The organism is Kitasatospora sp. NPDC048194 (assembly GCF_043202455.1).
Lineage (GTDB): Bacteria > Actinomycetota > Actinomycetes > Streptomycetales > Streptomycetaceae > Kitasatospora.
Window position 1 is genome coordinate 146620 of the sequence record NZ_JBIDAK010000001.1, and the last position, 20126, is coordinate 166745.

Annotated in this window: 16 protein-coding genes; 11 read left to right on the forward strand and 5 right to left on the reverse strand. The window is 71.8% G+C overall.

Annotation, left to right across the window (positions count from 1 at the left end; all coding sequences use genetic code 11):
- Positions 1-129 precede the first annotated feature (129 nt).
- The 10 genes from ACGF07_RS00830 to ACGF07_RS00875 all read left to right on the forward strand — a co-directional run bounded on the left by ACGF07_RS00830 (position 130) and on the right by ACGF07_RS00875 (position 11371).
- The gene (locus tag ACGF07_RS00830; protein ID WP_350744770.1) at positions 130-1056 is read left to right on the forward strand and encodes an ABC transporter permease; all 927 of its coding nucleotides are present in this window, start codon (positions 130-132) and stop codon (positions 1054-1056) included.
- Positions 1049-1993, forward strand: coding sequence for an ABC transporter permease (locus ACGF07_RS00835; protein ID WP_392894310.1), 945 nt, complete (start codon positions 1049-1051; stop codon positions 1991-1993). Before ACGF07_RS00830 ends, ACGF07_RS00835 begins: the two co-directional genes overlap by 8 nt.
- 19 nt (positions 1994-2012) lie before the next feature.
- Positions 2013-3065 carry an ABC transporter ATP-binding protein gene (locus ACGF07_RS00840; RefSeq protein WP_350744766.1) on the forward strand — a complete coding sequence of 351 codons (1053 nt, stop codon included), beginning with the start codon at positions 2013-2015 and terminating at the stop codon, positions 3063-3065.
- Complete coding sequence (locus tag ACGF07_RS00845) at positions 3058-4074, forward strand: dipeptide ABC transporter ATP-binding protein (RefSeq protein WP_350744764.1); 1017 nt, start codon at positions 3058-3060, stop codon at positions 4072-4074. The genes ACGF07_RS00840 and ACGF07_RS00845 overlap by 8 nt, the downstream gene beginning before the upstream one ends.
- Before the next feature lie 170 nt (positions 4075-4244).
- Entirely contained in the window at positions 4245-5873 is a 1629-nt protein-coding gene (locus ACGF07_RS00850) for an ABC transporter substrate-binding protein (protein ID WP_392894313.1), read from the forward strand.
- Positions 5874-6037: 164 nt separating this feature from the next.
- Entirely contained in the window at positions 6038-6964 is a 927-nt protein-coding gene (locus ACGF07_RS00855; RefSeq protein WP_350736557.1) for an ABC transporter permease, read from the forward strand.
- A gap of 76 nt (positions 6965-7040) precedes the next feature.
- Complete coding sequence (locus ACGF07_RS00860; protein ID WP_350736726.1) at positions 7041-7955, forward strand: ABC transporter permease; 915 nt, start codon at positions 7041-7043, stop codon at positions 7953-7955.
- A gap of 16 nt (positions 7956-7971) precedes the next feature.
- Complete coding sequence (locus tag ACGF07_RS00865) at positions 7972-9024, forward strand: ABC transporter ATP-binding protein (RefSeq protein WP_350736560.1); 1053 nt, start codon at positions 7972-7974, stop codon at positions 9022-9024.
- Entirely contained in the window at positions 9014-10141 is a 1128-nt protein-coding gene (locus tag ACGF07_RS00870) for an ABC transporter ATP-binding protein (RefSeq protein ID WP_392894315.1), read from the forward strand. The genes ACGF07_RS00865 and ACGF07_RS00870 overlap by 11 nt, the downstream gene beginning before the upstream one ends.
- Before the next feature lie 180 nt (positions 10142-10321).
- Positions 10322-11371: an ABC transporter ATP-binding protein gene (locus ACGF07_RS00875; protein ID WP_392894317.1), complete on the forward strand. Its 1050-nt coding sequence runs from the start codon at positions 10322-10324 to the stop codon at positions 11369-11371.
- Between the two features lie 25 nt (positions 11372-11396).
- Here ACGF07_RS00875 and ACGF07_RS00880 read toward each other — a convergent pair whose 3' ends face one another.
- The 5 genes from ACGF07_RS00880 to ACGF07_RS00900 all read right to left on the reverse strand — a co-directional run bounded on the left by ACGF07_RS00880 (position 11397) and on the right by ACGF07_RS00900 (position 17485).
- Entirely contained in the window at positions 11397-13115 is a 1719-nt protein-coding gene (locus ACGF07_RS00880; RefSeq protein ID WP_392894319.1) for an ABC transporter family substrate-binding protein, read from the reverse strand.
- Positions 13116-13249: 134 nt separating this feature from the next.
- Positions 13250-15586 (reverse strand): peptidoglycan binding domain-containing protein, encoded by a 2337-nt coding sequence (locus tag ACGF07_RS00885; RefSeq protein WP_392894321.1) that lies wholly within the window; start codon positions 15584-15586, stop codon positions 13250-13252.
- A 237-nt stretch (positions 15587-15823) separates the two neighbouring features.
- Complete coding sequence (locus tag ACGF07_RS00890; RefSeq protein WP_392894323.1) at positions 15824-16279, reverse strand: DUF6113 family protein; 456 nt, start codon at positions 16277-16279, stop codon at positions 15824-15826.
- Entirely contained in the window at positions 16276-17259 is a 984-nt protein-coding gene (gene mshB / locus ACGF07_RS00895; RefSeq protein ID WP_392894325.1) for an N-acetyl-1-D-myo-inositol-2-amino-2-deoxy-alpha-D-glucopyranoside deacetylase, read from the reverse strand. The genes ACGF07_RS00890 and mshB overlap by 4 nt, the downstream gene beginning before the upstream one ends.
- A gap of 31 nt (positions 17260-17290) precedes the next feature.
- Positions 17291-17485: a DUF2304 family protein gene (locus ACGF07_RS00900; RefSeq protein ID WP_030062563.1), complete on the reverse strand. Its 195-nt coding sequence runs from the start codon at positions 17483-17485 to the stop codon at positions 17291-17293.
- A gap of 310 nt (positions 17486-17795) precedes the next feature.
- Here ACGF07_RS00900 and ACGF07_RS00905 point away from each other — a divergent pair, with 310 nt between their 5' ends.
- On the forward strand, positions 17796-19997 hold the full coding sequence (locus ACGF07_RS00905) for a prolyl oligopeptidase family serine peptidase (protein ID WP_392894327.1): 2202 nt from the start codon (positions 17796-17798) through the stop codon (positions 19995-19997).
- Positions 19998-20126: the final 129 nt, after the last annotated feature.

Consider the following 20126-nt stretch of genomic DNA (forward strand, 5'->3'; position numbering starts at 1 on the left):
GCCTGACCCGGTGACAACGGCCGGTGCCCGTCCCATCCCCACAAGGGCGAGGACTGGCACCGGCCGTTGGCACGCCGACTTATCTCTGGCCGGGTTGACGGGCCCGGCAGAGTCATACATGGAGGCACGATGGGGCGCTTTGTCGCGAGGCGACTGCTCCAGATGATCCCGGTGTTCCTCGGAACGACCGCACTCATCTTTTTCATGGTGCACGCGCTGCCGGGTGACCCGGTGGCGGCGATGTGGGGCGACAAGGCCCCGGACCCGGTGCAGCTCGCCGCCCTGAGGCACCAGCAGGGGTTCGACAAGCCGCTGGTCCAGCAGTACCTCGACTACATGGGGAAGCTGGTCACCGGTGACTTCGGCACCGCCCTGGACGGCCGGCCGGTGATCGACAAGATCACCGAGGCGCTGCCGGTCACGGTCCGGCTGGCGCTGTTCGCGTTCGCCATCGAGATCGTGCTGGGCATCGGGATCGGCCTGTTCGCCGGCCTGCGCCGCGGCAAGACCTTCGACAGGGGCACGCTGGTCCTCACCCTGCTGCTGATCTCGATCCCGGTCCCGGTGCTGGGCTTCATCTTCCAGACGATCTTCGCGAACAACCTCAAGTGGGTCACCCCGACGGTCCAGGACTCGAACGACATCACCCAGCTGGTGCTGCCGGCCGTCGTCCTCGGCTCGCTGTCGCTGGCCTACGTCGCGCGTCTCACCCGTACCTCCATAGCCGAGAACATCAAGGCCGACTACGTCCGCACCGCGGTGGCCAAGGGCCTGCCGCGCCGGAAGGTGATCGGCACCCACCTGCTGCGGAACTCGATGATCCCGGTGGTCACCTTCCTCGGCACCGACCTCGGCGCCCTGATGGGCGGCGCGATCGTCACCGAGGGCATCTTCAACGTCAAGGGCGTCGGCAACGCGCTCTACCACGCGATCAACATGAAGGAGGGCGCGACGGTCTCCGGTTTCGTGGCCTTCCTGGTGATCGTGTACCTGGCCGCCGGCCTGATCGTCGACCTGCTTTACGCGGTCCTGGACCCGAGGATCCGTTATGCCTGACCTGACCGAGAAGAAGACGGCCGAGGAGATCCCGGCCCAGCGCACCTCCCCCGAGGCGGCGCCCAAGCAGGAGAAGGCCCGCAGCCTCGGCTCCGACGCCTGGCACGACCTGCGCCGCAAGCCGATCTTCGTGATCTCCGCGCTGCTGATCCTGCTGCTGGTCGTCATCGCGATCGCGCCGGGCCTGTTCACCTCGGTGGACCCGCGGGCCGGCGACCTGCGCCTGCACTACCTGACGAAGCCGAACTACAGCCACTTCTTCGAGGCGGACTGGTTCGGCTACGACCTCCAGGGCCGCAGCATCTACGCCCGTACCATCTACGGCGCCCGCGCCTCGGTCGTGGTCGGCATCTGCGTCACCGTCGGCGTCACCATCCTCGGCGGGCTGACCGGCATGATCGCCGGCTACTTCGGCGGCTGGATCGACACGATCATCTCCCGCGTCACCGACGTCTTCTTCGGCATCCCGCTGCTGCTCGGCTCGCTGGTGATCCTGAACGCCTTCACCTCGCGCACCATCTGGAGCGTGGTCTTCGCGCTGGTCGCCCTGGGCTGGACCCAGATGACCCGTGTCATGCGCGGTTCGGTGATCACGGTCAAGCAGTCCGACTTCGTGACGGCGGCCAAGGCGCTCGGCGCCGGCACCAGCCGGATCCTGTTCAAGCACATCCTGCCGAACGCGATCGCCCCGGTGATCGTGGTCGCGACCATCGCGCTGGGCGGCTACATCGCCACCGAGGCGACGCTGAGCTTCCTCGGCATCGGTCTGCAGGACCCGACCATCTCCTGGGGCATCGACATCAACTCGGCCCAGAAGGTGATCCGTACGGCTCCGTTCGCCCTGTTCTTCCCGGCCGGAATGCTGAGCATCACCGTGCTCGCGTTCATCATGCTCGGCGACGCGGTGCGCGACGCCCTCGACCCGAAGCTCCGCTGAGAGAAGAGGTGACGACCCGATGACCACCGTGATCGAGAACAACAACCAGAAGAGCGACCGTCTCGAAGTCGGAACCCCGCTCCTGGAGGTCAAGGACCTCCACGTGGAGTTCCACACCCGGGACGGCATCGCGAAGGCCGTGAACGGAGTCAACTACTCCGTCTCGGCCGGCGAGACCCTCGCCGTGCTCGGCGAGTCCGGCTCCGGCAAGTCCGTGACGGCGCAGACCATCATGGGCATCCTGGACATGCCCCCGGGCAAGGTGACCCAGGGCGAGATCCTGTACCGCGGCCAGGACATGCTCAAGATGAGCAACGAGGAGCGGCGGAAGATCCGCGGCCGGAAGATCGCGATGATCTTCCAGGACGCGCTGTCCGCCCTCAACCCGGTGCTCAGCGTGGGCTACCAGCTCGGCGAGATGTTCCGGGTGCACCAGGGCGCCTCCAAGGCCGAGGCGAAGGCCAAGGCCATCGAGCTGATGGACCGGGTGCGCATCCCCGCCGCCAAGCAGCGGGTGAACGACTACCCGCACCAGTTCTCCGGCGGCATGCGCCAGCGCATCATGATCGCCATGGCGCTGTCGCTGCAGCCCGACCTGATCATCGCCGACGAGCCCACCACCGCCCTGGACGTGACCGTCCAGGCCCAGGTGATGGACCTGCTCGCGGAGCTGCAGGCCGAGTACAACATGGGCCTGATCCTGATCACCCACGACCTCGGCGTGGTCGCCGACGTCGCGGACAAGATCGCCGTGATGTACGCGGGCCGGATCGTCGAGACCGCCCCGGTGCACGAGCTGTACGCGCGCCCCGCGCACCCGTACACCAAGGGCCTGCTCCGCTCGATCCCGCGCCTGGACCAGAAGGGCCAGGAGCTGTACGCGATCAAGGGCCTGCCCCCGAACCTGCTGAAGGTCCCGGCCGGCTGCGCGTTCAACCCCCGCTGCGATGTCGCCACCGACCTGTGCCGCACGGAGGTCCCGGCGCTGCACCACGTGACCGACAAGGACGGCAAGGAGCTCACGGGCCGCCGCAGCGCGTGCCACCTTTGGAAGGAGACCCTCCATGGCTGAGAAGATCCTGGAGGTCAAGGACCTGGTCAAGCACTACCCGCTGACCCAGGGTGTCCTGTTCAAGAAGCAGGTCGGCGCGGTCAAGGCCGTCGACGGCATCAGCTTCGACCTGACGAAGGGTGAGACGCTCGGCATCGTCGGCGAGTCCGGCTGCGGCAAGTCCACGCTGGCCAAGGTGCTGATGAACCTGGAGCGGGCCACCTCCGGCCAGGTGCTGTTCAAGGGCGAGGACATCTCCAAGCTGAACGGCGCGGCCCTCAAGGCCGTCCGCCGGAACATCCAGATGGTGTTCCAGGACCCGTACACCTCGCTGAACCCGCGCATGACGGTCGGCGACATCATCGGGGAGCCGTTCGAGATCCACCCCGAGGTGGCGCCCAAGGGCGACCGCCGCAAGGCCGTCCAGGACCTCCTGGACGTGGTCGGGCTCAACCCCGAGTACATCAACCGGTACCCGCACCAGTTCTCCGGCGGCCAGCGCCAGCGCATCGGCATCGCCCGCGGCCTCGCGCTCAAGCCCGAGATCATCATCTGCGACGAGCCGGTCTCGGCCCTGGACGTGTCCGTCCAGGCGCAGGTGATCAACCTGCTGGAGCAGCTGCAGGGCGAGTTCGGCCTGTCGTACATGTTCATCGCGCACGACCTGTCCATCGTCCGGCACATCTCCGACCGCGTCGGCGTGATGTACCTGGGCAAGATGGTCGAGATCGGCACCGACGAGCAGATCTACGAGAACGCCACCCACCCGTACACCCAGGCGCTGCTGTCCGCGGTGCCGGTGCCGGACCCGACGGCCCGCGAGTCCCGCGAGCGGATCATCCTCAGCGGCGACATCCCCTCGCCGGCCAACCCGCCGTCCGGCTGCCGCTTCCGCACCCGCTGCTGGAAGGCGGAGGACCGCTGCGCGGAGGAGATCCCGCTGCTGGCGATCCCGACCACGCTGGAGGGCCCGGCCGCGCACGAGTCGGCCTGCCACTTCGCCGAGGTCCGGGAGTCGGCTGCGGCCTGATCCCGGCGCGCTCAGGAAGGGCCCGCGGCTCCGGCCGCGGGCCCTTCCGTCGTTCCGTCAACTCCAGAGGCGGGTCCGGGCACCCATCCGGGTGCACCCGGCTCGCGCCGTCACCGGGGCGCGCTTCTCATGGGGTGTGATGCGACACACACCCATGAGGAGGGACCTCCATGCCCGTGGCCACCCGCGCCCGCCTGGTCCTCGCCGCTGCGACGTCCGTGGTCCTGGTGGCCACCGGGTGCAGCAGCAGCGGCGGCGGAGGAGGCGGTAGCAGTTCGTCGGACGCCAGCAAGACCTTCAGCTACCAGAGCAGCGAGCCGCAGAACCCGCTGCAGCCCGCCAACGCGAACGAGGTCGGCGGTGGTCGCATCATCCAGAACCTCTTCAAGGGCCTGGTGGACTACGACCCCAGCACGGCGAAGGTCCGGATGCAGGTCGCGGACAAGATCGACACCAGTGACTCCCAGACCTTCACCATCACCCTGAAGGACGGCTGGAAGTTCCACGACGGCACGCCGGTGCACGCCAAGAACTTCGTGGACGCCTGGAACTGGGGGGCCAACCCGGCCAACGCCCAGATCAACAGCTCGTGGTTCTCCGACATCGAGGGCTACCAGGACGTCCACCCCACCAGCGGGAAGCCGACCACGGACAAGATGTCCGGCCTGACCGTCACCGACGACCTGCACTTCACCGTCAAGCTCAGCCACAAGGTCTCGTACTTCGAGTACAAGCTCGGCTACATCGCCTTCTCGCCGCTGCCGGACGGCTTCTTCAAGGACCCGACCGGGTACGGGCAGAAGCCGGTGGGCAACGGCCCGTACCAGTTCGTCAGCTGGTCGCACAACACCGAGGTGGTCACCAAGGCCTTCCCGGACTACCAGGGCGTGGACAAGCCGAAGAACGGCGGCATCGTCTTCAAGATGTACACCACGTCCGAGGCTGCCTACGCCGACCTGCAGTCCAGCAACCTGGACGTGATGGACCAGGTGCCGCCGTCCGCGCTGGCGACGTACAAGAACGACCTCGGCGACCGCGCGGTCGACGCCCCGCAGGGGGCGATCCAGAACATCGGCTTCACGCTCTACCAGGGCGACTGGTCCTCGCCGGACAAGGCCAAGGTGCGCCAGGGCCTGTCGATGGCGATCGACCGCGACACCATCACCAAGACCGTGCTGCAGGGCTCCCGCAAGCCCGCCACCGCCTGGGTCGCCGAGGGCGTCGAGGGCTACAAGGACGGCGCCTGCGGCGACTTCTGCAAGTTCGACCCGGCCAAGGCCAAGCAGCTGATCCAGGACGGCGGCGGTGTCCCCGGCAACAAGCTGCTGATCACCTACAACGCGGACGGCGGCCATAAGGAGTGGGTCGACGCGGTCTGCAACTCGATCCGGCAGAGCACCGGTGTGGACTGCCTGGGCGACCCGAAGCCCGACTTCAAGACCGCGCGCGCGGCGATCACCGGGCACCAGCTCAACGGCGCCTTCCGCACCGGCTGGGTGCAGGACTACCCGCTGAACGCCAACTTCCTGTCCGACGTCTACCGCACCGGCGCGGCCTCCAACGACTTCGGCTACAGCAACCCGCAGTTCGACGACGCGGCCACCAAGGCCGACGAGGCCGCCAGCGTCTCCGACACGGTGACCGGCTACCAGCAGGCCGAGGCCGTGCTGCCGAGCGGCATGCCGGCCATCCCGCTCTGGTACTACCGCACCAACTCGGGCTACTCGACCAAGGTGCAGAACGTGAAGTTCGACTCCTTCGGCAACCCGGTCTGGACCCAGGTCGAGGTCAAGGGCTGACACCCCCGGCCCGCCACCGGGCCGGCGGCGACCTCCGGCCCGGGGCCGGGGGAGCGGGGCCCCACCCCACGCGCGGCCCCCCGTCCTCCCCGCACGGAGGACGGGGCCCGGCCCTCCCCGCCGACCGGCCGCGGTCGGCCGGGAACCCTAGGAAGGAGGCCCGGATGGGCAGTTACGTGCTGCGGCGGGTGCTGCAGATGATCCCGGTGTTCTTCGGCACCACGCTGCTGATCTTCCTGATGGTCTACACCCTGCCGGGCGACCCGGTGGTCGCGCTGTTCGGCGAGAAGGCCGCCGACCCGGCCGTGGTGGCCAGCATCAAGCACAAGTACTTCCTGGACCAGCCGGTCTGGAAGCAGTACCTGCACTACATGGGGAACCTCTTCCAGGGCGACTTCGGGACCAGCTTCACCGGCCGGCCGGTCTCCGACATCATGGCCGACGCCTTTCCGGTGACCATCCGACTGGCGCTGCTGGCCTTCGTCTTCGAGATGGTCCTGGGCCTCATCCTCGGCGTGCTCTCCGGCCTGCGGCGCGGCAGCATCCAGGACACCCTGGTGCTGGTGCTGACCCTGGTGGTGATCTCGATCCCGGTCTTCGTGCTGGCGTACATCGCGCAGACCATCTTCGCGACCAACCTCGGCTGGGTCACCCCGACCGTGCAGGACAGCTACGACCTCTCCCAACTCGTGCTCCCCGCCGTGGTGCTGGGCTCGCTCTCGCTCGCCTACGTGGCCCGGCTCACCCGGACCTCGATCGGCGAGAACCTGCGGGCCGACTACATGCGCACGGCCGTCGCCAAGGGGCTGCCCCGGCGCCGGATCGTCGTCCGCCACCTGCTGCGCAACTCGCTGATCCCGGTGGTCACCTTCCTCGGCACCGACCTCGGCGCGCTGATGGGCGGCGCGATCGTCACCGAGGGCATCTTCAACGTGCAGGGCATCGGCAACGTCCTGTACCGGGCGATCAACACGAAGGAAGGCCCCACCGTGGTCGGCATCGTGACCGTCCTGGTGATCGTCTACCTGGTCGCCAGCCTGCTCGTCGACCTGCTCTACGCGGTCCTGGACCCGAGGATCCGCTATGCCTGACATCCACGACGAGGACTCGTACCAGCCGCACCCGAAGCCGGGCATCTCCCATCTGGACTACGCCGGGGAACAGGGCATGGCGGTCGAGCAGGAGACCCTGATCGAGCGGGACCCCGGGAAGCGGGAGGAGGCCCGCAGCCTCTGGGGCGACGCCTGGCGGGACCTGCGCCGGCGGCCGATCTTCCTGATCTCCGCGGTGCTGATCCTGCTGCTGGTCGTCATGGCGATCTTCCCCTGGGCCTTCACCGACGCCGACCCGCGCAAGGCGGACCTGGTGAACAACTACCTCCGGCGGCCCGACTGGGGCGACGTCTTCGGGGCCGGCTGGTTCGGCTACGACGCCCAGGGCCGCTCGATCTACGCCCGGGTGATCTACGGCGCCCGGGCCTCGATCACCGTCGGCATCTTCGTGACCGCCGCGGTCACCCTGCTGGGCGGACTGACCGGCATGGTCGCCGGGTACTTCGGCGGCGCCGTGGACGCGGTGATCTCCCGGATCACCGACATCTTCTTCGGCATTCCGCTGCTGCTCGGCGCTCTGGTCCTGCTGAACGCCTTCACGACCCGCACCGTGTGGAGCGTGGTCATCGCCCTGGCCGTGCTGGGCTGGACCCAGATCGCCCGCGTGATGCGCGGCGCGGTGCTGACCGTCAAGCAGTCCGACTTCGTGGTGGCCGGCCGGGCGCTCGGCGCCGGGACGGGGCGGCTGATGTTCCGGCACATCCTGCCGAACGCGGTCGCCCCGGTGATCGTGGTCGCGACCATCGCGCTGGGCGGCTACATCGCCACCGAGGCGACGCTGAGCTTCCTCGGCATCGGACTGCAGGACCCGACCATCTCCTGGGGCATCGACATCTCCTCCGCCCAGAAGGTGATCCGCACGGCGCCGTACGTGCTGTTCTTCCCGGCCGCGGCGCTCTCCGTCACCGTGCTGGCCTTCATCATGCTGGGCGACGCGGTGCGCGACGCCCTCGACCCGAAGCTTCGCTGAGCGAGGGGAGCGCATCGTGAGCACAGCTGTCGACAGCACCAGGCCCGAGCGGGAGGCACCGTTCGACGGGCCGCTGCTCGACGTGCGGGACCTGCACGTCGAGTTCGTCACCCGGGACGGCGTGGCCAAGGCCGTCAACGGGGTCAACTACTCCGTCTCGGCCGGCGAGACGCTCGCCGTGCTCGGCGAGTCCGGGTCCGGCAAGTCCGTGACGGCGCAGGCGATCATGGGCATCCTGGACATGCCGCCGGCCCGGATCCCGCGCGGCGAGATCCGCTTCCGCGGCCAGGACATGCTGACGATGGCCAAGGACGAGCGGCGCAGGATCCGCGGCCAGCGGATCGCGATGATCTTCCAGGACGCGCTGTCCGCCCTCAACCCGGTGCTCAGCGTGGGCTACCAGCTCGGTGAGATGTTCCGGGTGCACCACAAGGTCTCCCGGTCCGAGGCCCGGGAGAAGGCCGTCGAGCTGATGGACCGGGTGCGCATCCCGGCGGCCAAGCAGCGGGTGAACGACTTCCCGCACCAGTTCTCCGGCGGCATGCGCCAGCGCATCATGATCGCGATGGCGCTGGCCCTGGAGCCCGACCTGATCATCGCCGACGAGCCGACCACCGCGCTGGACGTGACGGTGCAGGCCCAGGTGATGGACCTGCTGGCCGAACTCCAGGCGGAGTTCCACATGGGTCTGATCCTGATCACCCACGACCTCGGCGTGGTCGCCGACGTCGCGGACAAGATCGCCGTGATGTACGCGGGCCGGATCGTCGAGACCGCCCCGGTGCACGAGCTGTACGCGCGCCCCGCGCACCCGTACACCAGGGGCCTGCTGGACTCCATCCCGCGGCTGGACCAGAAGGGCCAGGAGCTCTACGCCATCAAGGGCCTGCCGCCCAACCTGCTGCGGATCCCCCCGGGCTGCGCCTTCAACCCGCGCTGCCCCCGCGCGCGGGACGTCTGCCGGACCGAGGTGCCGGAGCTGTTCCAGGTCACCGAGGAGGACGGCACGCCGCTGGAGGGGCGCCGCAGCGCCTGCTTCTTCTGGAAGGAGACCCTCCATGACCGTTGACGGGGCAGGCGCCACCGTGGCCGGCGCGCCGGGGGCGGTGGTGCCGGAGGAGGCGGTGTTCGAGCGGGAGGTGCCGCGCGGCGAGCCGATCCTCGAGGTCCGGGACCTGGTCAAGCACTTCCCGCTCACCGAGGGGCTGCTGTTCAAGCGACAGGTCGGCGCCGTCAAGGCGGTGGACGGGGTCAGCTTCGACCTGATGCAGGGCGAGACGCTGGGCATCGTCGGCGAGTCCGGCTGCGGGAAGTCCACGCTGGCCAAGGTGCTGATGAACCTGGAGCCGGCCACCGGCGGCTCGGTCCGGTACAAGGGGGAGGAGATCTCCCGGCTGTCCGGGGCCGGGCTGAAGGCCGTCCGGCGCAACATCCAGATGGTGTTCCAGGACCCGTACACCTCGCTCAACCCGCGCATGACGGTCGGCGACATCATCGGGGAGCCGTTCGAGATCCACCCCGAGGTGGCGCCCAAGGGCGACCGCCGCAAGGCCGTCCAGGACCTCCTGGACGTGGTCGGGCTCAACCCCGAGTACATCAACCGGTACCCGCACCAGTTCTCCGGCGGCCAGCGCCAGCGCATCGGCATCGCACGGGGGTTGGCGCTCAAGCCCGAGATCATCATCTGCGACGAGCCGGTCTCGGCCCTGGACGTGTCGGTGCAGGCACAGGTGATCAACCTGCTGGAGCAGCTGCAGGGCGAGTTCAACCTGTCGTACATGTTCATCGCGCACGACCTGTCCATCGTCCGGCACATCTCCGACCGGGTGGGGGTGATGTACCTGGGGAAGGTGGTCGAGATCGGCACCGACGCGGAGATCTACGACCACGCGACCCACCCGTACACCCAGGCGCTGCTGTCCGCGGTGCCGGTGCCGGACCCGGCCGCGCGGGAGTCGCGGGACCGGATCGTGCTCACCGGGGACGTGCCCTCGCCGGCCAACCCGCCGTCCGGCTGCCGCTTCCGCACCCGCTGCTGGAAGGCGGAGGACCGCTGCGCGGTCGAGGTCCCGCTGCTCGCCCCGCCGAGCTGGCTGGAGGGCGCGGCGCACCACGACTCCGCCTGCCACTTCGCGGCGGAGCGGGGGACGGGGCCGGCCCCGGAACGCGGGGAGGCGGCGGGGTAGCGCGGCGGCCGGCTCCGCCGTGGGCCGGGGCGCGTCCTCCGGGCGAGGGCGCGCCCCGCGGTGCGTCGACGGCCGTGATGCAACCGAGATCTGCCGCGCTCTCCCCAAGTGCACTCCGGTCATTGATAGTTGCTAGACGCCTGTCGATGGTTGCTGCTGCGCCGAGGGAGGACTGCTCACATGGACGCGGTGGAGGTGATCGGCGGCGGCCGGCCCGGCCTGGTGCCCGGGACCCCGTTGCTGGAGGTCGAGGACCTGCACGTCGAGTTCCACACCCGGGACGGCGTGGCCAGGGCCGTCAACGGGGTCAGCTACTCGGTGGCGGCGGGGGAGACGCTGGCGGTGCTGGGCGAGTCCGGCTCCGGCAAGTCGGTGACCGCCCAGGCGGTCATGGGCATCCTGGACATGCCGCCCGGCAGGATCACCTCGGGGCGGATCCTGTTCCGCGGCGAGGACCTGCTGACCATGAACCCCGGGGACCGGCGGGCCGTCCGGGGCCAGCGGATCGCGATGATCTTCCAGGACGCGCTGTCCGCCCTCAACCCGGTGCTCAGCGTGGGCTACCAGCTCGGCGAGATGTTCCGGGTCCACCAGGGGCTCACCCGCAAGGAGGCCCGGGAGAAGGCCGTCGAGTTGATGGAGCGGGTGCGCATCCCCGCCGCCCGGCAGCGGGTCGGCGACTTCCCGCACCAGTTCTCCGGCGGCATGCGCCAGCGCATCATGATCGCCATGGCGCTGGCCCTGGAGCCGGACCTGATCATCGCCGACGAGCCCACCACCGCCCTGGACGTCACCGTCCAGGCCCAGGTGATGGACCTGCTCGCGGACCTCCAGGCCGAGTTCAACATGGGCCTGATCCTGATCACCCACGACCTCGGCGTGGTCGCCGACGTGGCCGACCGGATCGCCGTGATGTACGCGGGCCGGATCGTCGAGACCGCCCCGGTGCACGAGCTGTACGCCCGGCCGGCCCACCCGTACACCAAGGGCCTGCTGGACTCCATTCCCCGGCTCGACCAGAAGGGCCAGAACCTCCACGCCATCAAGGGCCTGCCGCCGAGCCTGCTGCGGATCCCCGCGGGCTGCGCCTTCAACCCGCGCTGCGACCGGGTGCGCGACCGCTGCCGGGAGGAACTCCCGCGCCTGCTGCCGGTGCTGGACGAGGACGGCGCGGAACTGCCGGGCCGGCGCAGCGCCTGCCACTACTGGCGGGAGACGCTGCACGGCTGAGCGCCGGCCGCTCCGGCCGGCGGGCTCACCTGGTGAAGCCGACGTTCTCCCAGACGATGTCGGACAGGCCCTCGGCGCCGATGTTGGCGAGGTCGGCGCGGGCGCCGTACAGCTGCGGGCGCTGATAGAGCGGCAGCACGCCGGCGACCTTCCAGAGCTCGCCGTCGGCCTGGTTGACGGCCTCGGAGGCGGTGGCGGCGTCGGTCGCGGCGGCGGCCCGGTCGAGCGCGGCGTCCGCCGCGGCGCTGCCGGCGCCGACGTGGTTGGCACCGCCGTTCCGGGCGAAGCCGGCCCGGCTGCCGCTGGCCGGGAACGGGGTGCCGAGCAGGGCGTAGACGGTCAGGTCGAAGTCCGCGCGGTCGACGTACCTGTCGAAGAACTCGTTGGCGGCGGCGGTCACCGTGGTGACCTCGATGCCGACGTCCTTGAGCATCCTTGTGACGGCGACGGCCTCGCCCTGGGCCACCGGGACCCCGGCCGGGACGACCATCCGCAGGCTCAGCTCGCGGCCGTCCTTCTTCCGCACGCCGCCGTCGAGCTTCCAGCCGGCCGAGTCCAGCTTGCGGGCGGCCTCGGCCGGGTCGAAGCGGGACAGGCCGAGGGAGTTGTCGCGGTAGCCGTTCTGGTTCGCGACCAGCAGGTGGTTGTTGAGCGGGACGGCGGGCCAGTCCAGTCCGCTGAGGTCGGAGCGGATCAGGGCGTCCCGGTTGATCGCCTGGAACACGGCCTGGCGCACCGTCGGGTCGGTGAGCGCGGGGGTGCGGGCGTTCAGGGTGATCTGCCGGAAGTCCGGGCCGCCGGCCCGGCGGACGGCGGCTCCCTTGGTGGCCTTGATGGCCCGGTAGCCGGCCGGGTCCGGGCCGTTGTCGAAGAGGTCGAGCTCGCCCTTGGCGAAGGCGGGGCCCATCGCGGCGGGTGCCATGGCATGGAAGACGATCCGGTCCAGGAGGGGCTTGTCGCCCCACCAGGCGGGGTCGGCGACCAGGGTGACGGTCTGCGCGGCCGGGTCGAGGCGCTCGACCTTGAACGGGCCGGCGGTGAGCGGGATCGCGTCCAGGTAGGCCGAGTCGAACAGCTCCGGGGTGGCGACCTTGGCGGCCGGCAGCAGCGGGGCGTTGGCGGCGCTGTTGAACATCGACTGCCACTCGGAGAACGGCTGGTCGAAGGTCATCACGGCCTGGAAGTCGTCCTTGCCGCGCTCGACCGAGGAGACCAGCTCGAAGCCGGTGCTGCTGGAGGGCCGGAAGGCCGGGTTCCGGCCGTTCAGGGCCCGCCAGTTCGCCTCGATGTCCCGCCAGGTGATCGGGGTGCCGTCGGACCAGTGGGCCTTCGGGTTGAGCGTCCAGGTGACCACCTGCCGGCCGTCCCTGACCTCGGCGTGCGCCTCCTGCAGGTAGGCCGGGTTGGCCGTCTGGGTGCCGGCCGCGTCCGAGCGGAAGAAGGTCGGCAGCAGCGGCTTGGTGACGTCGATGGTCGAGGACTCGCTGCCGTCGGCGTGGATCGGCGACCACTGGTGCGAGAACTGGGTGATCGCCAGGTTGAGGGTGCCGCCCTGGCGCAGCTGGGCGCGGTCGTGCGGGTTGACGTCGATCGAGGTGAGCTTGGGCATCCCGGTGGCGCCCGGCAGCGCGTCCGCGGCGTCGCCGCCCTGTGCGGAGGAGCAGGAGCAGAGCGCGAGCGAGAGGGTCAGCACGGTGAGACCGGCGAGCAGTGCCGTCCGGTGGTGCTGGCGGCGGCGACCCATCGGTGTGACTCCCGGGATGGCTGTGACGGAGGGTGTGGCGTCACATCTTGCTGACCGGGAGGGGAGTTGTCGAGGGGCGGAACCGCTCGCCGGCACCGCGGCAGCGGGTCCGCCCCTCGTTCGTGTCCGGTCCGTCAGGCGGCGGTGAACTTGAAGGTGCGGTCCTTGTCACCGGTCTTGTCGAACAGCGACCCGACGGCGTCCGCGACGTCCTGCGGGGTGACCGTGGCGGTCTGGCCGTTCTTCTTGACCTTCACCTTGTCGAACACGCCGCCCAGCTGGGTGCTCAGCGCGTCGAGGTCCCACTTGGGCACGATCTTGCCGGAGGCGTCCGGGACCAGCGTGAGCGCCTTGGCGGCGGTCAGCTTGCCGAAGCTCCAGGACTTGGTGCCGGCCACGACGGTGATCTTGCCGCTGACGATCTGCTTGCCGAGGCCGTCGGCGGCGGCCTGCAGGGCCTGGGTGGAGACCTTGGGCTGGGCGGCCGTGACGGACAGGGCGATCGGCTGGTCCGGCTTGCCGGCGGCGCGGTCGCGGTAGGCCTGCTCCACCACGTCCAGGGCGGCGTTGGAGTCCACCGCCTGGCCGGCCTTGCCGGGCACCACGACCGGGTCGCCGTTGTCGCCGAACTTGACGTAGCCCTCCTGCAGGCCCTGGCCCGAGCCGGTCGCCAGCGAGTCCAGCGCCGCCTTGAGCTTGGCCCGGTCGACCCGGACCTCCGGCGCGACCGCCTTGGTGCCGCCCTCGAGCGACTTGATGACGTCCACCGGGTTGTAGCTGTGGGCGGCGAGGCCGTCCACGGTGGCCGTGGTGTCGAAGCTCAGCCCGGCGACGGTCGGGTCGAGGTCGACGCTCTGGTCGCCGATCTTCAGCTTGAGCGGCTGCTGCCCGGCCTTGCCGACCGACTCGTCCAGGGCGTGGATCGCCTGGTCGCGGCCGTTGCCGCCGATGTCGGTGCCGAGCACCACGGTGCCCTTGGGGACGTCCGACTGGTTGAGCATCAGGCCGGTGCCGTACGCGGCGGCACCGAGGAAGAGCACGGCGCCGACCGCGTAGACGCCGAGCTTGACGAGCTTCTTGGCGCCGCCGCCCGAGGACTTGGCCTTGCCCTTGCCCTTGCCCTTGGCGGGACCGGCCGGTTCGGCCTTGGCCGCCGGGGCCGGGGCCGGGGCCGGGGCGGGGCCGGGCTGCCCGGCGGGACCGGGCGGGACCGCACCGGCGGGGCCGGACGGCGCGGGCCGGGTGGCGTCGGGGCCCGGCAGCGGGGTGACCTCGGTGGCCTCCGGGTCGCGGCCGGCCGGCCGCGAGCCGCCGGGGCCGGACTGCGGCGTGCCCGGGAACAGCCCGCCGGGGGCGGGAGCCGAGCCGAACGGGTCCTGGCCGGCGGCGGCCGGGCGCTGGGTCGCGAACGGGTCGGTGCCGGTCGGGGCCGAGGCGAACAGGCCCGGCTGCGAACGGCCGTCGGCGCCGCGCGGGGCGCCGTTGCGGGGAGCGCCGGGTATGGCGGTCGGCGGCGGGGTGTTCTCGCGGATCGGCGCGAAGCCGTCCACGGAGGTGTCCTCCGGGCCGGGCTCGGCGGCGGCCGGGCCGGCCGGACGGCCGTTCAGCCCCGGGGCGCCCTGCGGGCCCTGGGGCCGCTGCCGGTTGGGCAGGGGGGCGTTCGGCTGCTGGTCCTGCGGCCGGGTGCCCTGCTGCTGGGGGCGGCCACCGCGCGAGCCGCGCGCGGCGGCGTCGGGGCCGGCCGTGGCGAACGGGTCGGCGGCCGGCGCGAAGGGGTCGGCGGCCTCGTAGACGCCGGGTTCCTCGACCGGAGCCTCGGCGCCGAACGGCGCGGCGGGCGCGGCGGCCCGGTGCGGGGCCGCACCCTGGGCGGGCACCGGACGGCCGTTCGGGGCGCCCTGCGGACGGGCCCCGGCGGGCGCGCCGGGCGCCGCCACGGCCTCCGGCGCGCTCGGAGCGCCGGCCGGCACGGTGGCCGGGGCGGGCTCGGCGGCCGGGGCCTTCTTCTGCCGCGGCCGGAACCACGCGCCGGTGGACTCGGACTCGGAGGTCGCCGGCGGGATCGGCGGGACCTGCCACTCCGGCGGCAGGTCGGGCGGGGTGGCAGGCCGGCCGCCGCCCTCCATCACCCCGAGGACGGGCGAGGCGGTGGCGGAGCGGTGCCGCGGGCCGCCGGGCTCGGCGGCCGGACCCTGGTCGCCCGGACCGTCCTCGTTCTTGACGGTGCTGCGGACGACGACCGGCGGGATCGGGCGCGACCCGGGGATGTTGATCCGGACCCGGGTGGTCAGGGTGGTCTCGGTCTTCGGACCGTCGTCCTCGCCGCCCGCCGCGGCGCCCTGGTCGGCACCGGCCGCAGCCCGGTCGCCGCCGGGGCCCGGGGTGCCGTAGGGCGGCGTGCCCGACGGGTAGGCGTCCGGACCCGTACGCCGGGGCGTCGGGTTGGCGTTGTCAGATTCGCGGCTGCTCAATGCTGCTCTGCTCCGGGTTCGCGGGCGGCCGTGCGGCGCGACCGCGGTTCGTGGTCGCCGGGCCTGGGGCAAACGGCGGTCGGGTTCGCGTACTGCGGGACCACCATACTGGGAAGAACTGAGCGGTGAACGGCTTCGGACAGATCCTGATACGTCCGGTTCCTCCGGTATGAGAGTACGGCCGTGTGGTCCTGACTGCGCGTCGTGCGCGGGGCCGTAGGCCGCTCGCGGGCCGGATCAGCGCGGCGGGTTGGGCGCACCCGGGAACCAGCTGCCCCGGGTGGGGAGGGTGGCGCAGATCACGCCCAGCACCGAGCCGGCGAACAGCCAGGCCAGCGAGGTGGCGTTGGACCAGAGCACGTTGTCGCCCTCCGGCCGGGGCACCATCATCAACAGCATCGCCAGGAACCAGCCGGCCGCGGGCATCGCGGCGCCGAGCCGGGTGCCGGTGATCCGCAGGCCGGCGTAGAAGGTCGCCACGCTCGCGGCGAGCGCCAGCAGAACCCCCACCGGCGGCCACAGGGCCTGCACAAAGGATCCGCAGACCGACACCGCGATGCCCAGCAGGAAGAACAGGACATACACCGCGATCCGGACCAGGCGCGGAGGTTGGGACTCGGCCAGGCGCTCCTTCTGGGTGCCGAGGACGGTCGCCGCGAGCGAGCGGCGCTGGGGGGCGGTGGGCGCGGTCATCGGGCGCTCTCCTCGGGGACGGCGGGCGCGGTGCGGCCGTGGTCGGGGGCGGCCTGCTGCCGGGCGTCCGCGGCAGGGTCGTCCAGGCCCGCGAACAGGTCGCGCTCGGGGCGCTCCGGGCCGGCCTGGCCGCGCACCAGCTGGTAGTACTCGGTGGCGACCAGCGGCTGGCCGAGGTCGTTGGAGAGCGCGAAGAAGGCGCCGTCCACGGTGATCTGGGTGGCGTGGGCGGCCATCGCGGCGGCCTTCCGCCCGGCGTACGCGGTGCCGTCCAGCACGGTGGTGACCACCTCGTCGGGCACCACGCCGGGGACGTCGGCCGGTCGGGCGACACCCGGGAAGGGCGCCTCGGCGGCGGTCTCGGCGAGGCCGGCCTCGATCACCGAGCGGGGCATCCGGTTCCAGTACACCTTGGCGATCCGCCAGGCGGCGCCCAGCTCCGGGCGGTGCGCCGGATCGGCGGAGAGCTCGTACGCGCGCATCGCGACCCGGTGCGCCTGGATGTGGTCCGGGTGCCCGTAGCCGCCGTTCTCGTCGTAGGTGACCAGCACCTGCGGCCGCACCTCGCGGATCACCGCGACCAGGTGGTCGGCGGCCTCGTCCACGTCCGCCCGCCAGAAGCAGCCGGGGGCGTCGTTGTCGGGCACGCCCATCATCCCCGAGTCGCGGTAGCGCCCCGGGCCGCCGAGGAAGCGGACGTCGGTGACGCCGAGGGCGCGCATCGCCTCGGCCAACTCCCCGATCCGGTAGGCGCCGAGGGCGTCGCCGCCGTCCTGCGGCCGGGGGTACTCCCGCCCGGCCGCGGTCGGGTGGGCGGGATCGCGGGGGATCACCTCGCCGCCCTCGCCGAGGGTGCAGGTCACCAGCGTCACCCGGGCGCCCTCGGCCGCGTACCGGGCCATGGTGGCGCCGTTGCCGATCGACTCGTCGTCGGGATGGGCGTGGACCAGCAGGAGGCTGCGGCCGGTAGTCGCGGTCATGGGAGGAAGCCTAACCACCGGCCCGCGGCGGTCAGAGCTTCAGGCCGTTGATCATTCCGGCGAGGTTGCTGGTGACCTGGCTGATCGACGGGGCGATCGAGCTGGAGGCCAGGTAGAAGCCGAGCAGCGCGCAGACGATGGCGTGCGCCAGCTTCAGGCCGGAGCGGCGGATCAGCACCACCACGATCACCAGCATCAGCACGGCTGCGGAGATGTTCATGGCCATGTCGGCTCATACCCCTTCTCGGGCGCCGACCCCTGGGGAGGGCGGCGGTGGGACCGTACGGGAATCGGGGCCGGGCGACCGGGGCCGGGACGGGCCCGACGATCACTCGCCCGACCAGTCATACCCGATGGGTAAGGGGAGCATTACATTCAGTGAGTCCTCGCGCGCCGGGGCATCGGGGCACTCCCGGGGCGCACGCGCCGGTCGGAGGCGGTGTGGCGGCCGTCCGGGCGTACTCGGGGGCGATGCTCCGAACGAGTGATCACCCGTCACCCGGCCGCGGGAGTCCGCCGTCGTAGGGTCTGGTGCCATGACCTCCCACACCCCTGCGGACACCTTCCCGCGGCAGTACGCGCGGACCCTGCGCTACACCGTCGGCGCGCCCCGCTCCTTCTCCGTCGCACCGGACGGCTCGCGGGTCGTCTTCCTCCGCTCGCGCTCGGGCCACGACCGGGCCAACCTGCTCTGGACCCTCGACACCGCCACCGGCGACGAGCGGATCGCCGCCGATCCGGCCGCGCTGCTCGGCGGGGGCGAGGAGGACCTGTCGCCGGCCGAGAGGGCCCGCCGCGAGCGCAGCCGCGAGGGCTCGGCCGGCATCGTCGGCTACGCCCTGGACGGGGACGGCGGGCTCGCCGCCTTCGCCCTGTCCGGCCGGCTCTTCACCGCCGACCTGGCCACCGGCACCACCACCGAACTCCCCGCCCGCGGACCGCTGCTGGACCCGCGGCCCTCCCCCGACGGCACCCACGTCGCCTACGCCAACACCGCCGGCGAGCTGCGGCTGACCCGCACCGACGGCAGCGGCGACCGGGCGCTCGCCGAGCCGGACGGCCCGAACGTCACCTGGGGGCAGGCCGAGTTCATCGCCCAGGAGGAGATGGGCCGCGACCGCGGCTTCTGGTGGTCCCCGCAGAGCGACCGGCTGCTGGTCGAGCGCGCCGACGACAGCCCGGTGCGCCGCTGGTGGATCGCCGATCCGGCCAACCCGGACCGCGAACCCGCCGAGGTCGCCTACCCGGCGGCCGGCACCGCCAACGCCGAGGTCGGCCTCTGGGTGCTCGACCTGCAGGGCGGGCGCACCGAGGTGACCTGGGACCGCGAGGCCTTCCCGTACCTGGCCCGGGTGCACTGGTCCGAAGGCGGCGTGCCGCTGCTGCTGGTGCAGTCCCGGGACCAGCGCGCGCAGCGGATCCTCGGCCTGGACGCGGCCACCGGCGCCACCGAGGTGCTGGTGGAGGAGCACGACGAGACCTGGCTAGAGGCCTTCCCCGGCGTGCCGGCCTGGACCCCGGACGGCAAGCTGGTCCGGATCTCCGACATCGCGGAGGTGGGCGGAGCCGCCCAGCAGGACGGCGGCGGGCGACGGGAGAGCGGGGCGCGGGCGCTGGTCATCGGCGACCAGGCCGTCACCGGGCCCGACCTGCACGTCCGGTCGGTCGTCGCGGTCACCGCGGAGGAGGTGTTCTTCAGCGCCTCCGGCGGCGCCGCCGAGACCGACCCCGAGCCCGGCTGGATCGCCGTCGGCCGGATCAGCCACGACGGCAAGCGGCTGGCCTGGGAGTCCTCCAACGGCCGTCCCTTCACCTCCGTCACCAGCGCGGTGCACGCGGGCGGGATCACCGTGCGGGCCACCGCCGAGGCGGACCTGCCGGGCTCGCTGGTGCAGGTCGCCCGCGACCTTCCGGAGGGCGTGGTGGTCGACGACGTCGCCGTCATCGCCTCGTACGCCGAGACCCCGGTGATCACCGCCCGCCCGGTCTTCCGCTTCGCCGGCGAGCGCCGCATCCCCGCCGCCGTCTTCCTGCCCGCCGGTTACGACCGGGAGCGCGACGGCCTGCTGCCCGTCCTGATGGACCCGTACGGCGGCCCGCACGGCCAGCGCGTCGTCCAGGCCCACAACGCGCACCTCAACTCGCAGTGGTTCGCCGACCAGGGCTTCGCCGTGGTCGTCGCCGACGGCCGCGGCACCCCCGGACGGGGACCGGCCTGGGAGAAGTCGATCGCCTTCGACTTCGCCGGGGCCACCCTGGACGACCAGGTCGACGCGCTGCGGGCGCTCGCCGCGGAGTTCCCGCTCGACCTCGACCGGGTCGCCATCCGCGGCTGGTCGTACGGCGGCTACCTGGCCGCGCTCGCCGTGCTGCGCCGTCCCGACGTGTTCCACGCGGCGGTGGCCGGGGCGCCGGTGACCGACTGGGAGCTGTACGACACCCACTACACCGAGCGCTACCTGGGCCACCCGGCCGAGCGGCCCGAGGTGTACGCGGCGAACTCGCTGACCGGCTACGCGGCCGGGCTGGAGCGCCCGCTGATGATCATCCACGGCCTCGCCGACGACAACGTGGTGGCCGCCCACACCCTGCGGCTCTCCTCGGCCCTGCTGGCGGCCGGGCGCCCGCACACCGTGCTGCCGCTGTCCGGCGTCACCCACATGACGCCGCAGGAGGAGGTCGCGGAGAACCTGCTGCTGGTCCAGGTCGACTTCGTGAAGCGGGCACTGGCCCGGTAGCGCCTCCCGCTCCGGTTCCTCCGGCGGCCGGTGCCCTGACACGGGTACCGGCCGCCGGCATGACATCCGTCATACCGAAGCCACGACGGCCGGCACTGCCGCCGCCGCCCGCCCGCGCGGGACCCTGAG

Excerpts from the sequence above, each read along its gene's own strand:
- ACGF07_RS00830 (WP_350744770.1), top strand. The coding sequence starts at position 130 with ATGGGGCGCTTTGTCGCGAGGCGACTGCTCCAGATGATCCCGGTGTTC.
- ACGF07_RS00835 (WP_392894310.1), top strand. The coding sequence starts at position 1,049 with ATGCCTGACCTGACCGAGAAGAAGACGGCCGAGGAGATCCCGGCCCAG.
- ACGF07_RS00840 (WP_350744766.1), top strand. The coding sequence starts at position 2,013 with ATGACCACCGTGATCGAGAACAACAACCAGAAGAGCGACCGTCTCGAA.
- ACGF07_RS00845 (WP_350744764.1), top strand. The coding sequence starts at position 3,058 with ATGGCTGAGAAGATCCTGGAGGTCAAGGACCTGGTCAAGCACTACCCG.
- ACGF07_RS00850 (WP_392894313.1), top strand. The coding sequence starts at position 4,245 with ATGCCCGTGGCCACCCGCGCCCGCCTGGTCCTCGCCGCTGCGACGTCC.
- ACGF07_RS00855 (WP_350736557.1), top strand. The coding sequence starts at position 6,038 with ATGGGCAGTTACGTGCTGCGGCGGGTGCTGCAGATGATCCCGGTGTTC.
- ACGF07_RS00860 (WP_350736726.1), top strand. The coding sequence starts at position 7,041 with ATGGCGGTCGAGCAGGAGACCCTGATCGAGCGGGACCCCGGGAAGCGG.
- ACGF07_RS00870 (WP_392894315.1), top strand. The coding sequence starts at position 9,014 with ATGACCGTTGACGGGGCAGGCGCCACCGTGGCCGGCGCGCCGGGGGCG.
- ACGF07_RS00875 (WP_392894317.1), top strand. The coding sequence starts at position 10,322 with ATGGACGCGGTGGAGGTGATCGGCGGCGGCCGGCCCGGCCTGGTGCCC.
- ACGF07_RS00880 (WP_392894319.1), bottom strand. The coding sequence starts at position 13,115 with ATGGGTCGCCGCCGCCAGCACCACCGGACGGCACTGCTCGCCGGTCTC.
- ACGF07_RS00890 (WP_392894323.1), bottom strand. The coding sequence starts at position 16,279 with ATGACCGCGCCCACCGCCCCCCAGCGCCGCTCGCTCGCGGCGACCGTC.
- mshB (WP_392894325.1), bottom strand. The coding sequence starts at position 17,259 with ATGACCGCGACTACCGGCCGCAGCCTCCTGCTGGTCCACGCCCATCCC.
- ACGF07_RS00900 (WP_030062563.1), bottom strand. The coding sequence starts at position 17,485 with ATGGCCATGAACATCTCCGCAGCCGTGCTGATGCTGGTGATCGTGGTG.
- ACGF07_RS00905 (WP_392894327.1), top strand. The coding sequence starts at position 17,796 with ATGACCTCCCACACCCCTGCGGACACCTTCCCGCGGCAGTACGCGCGG.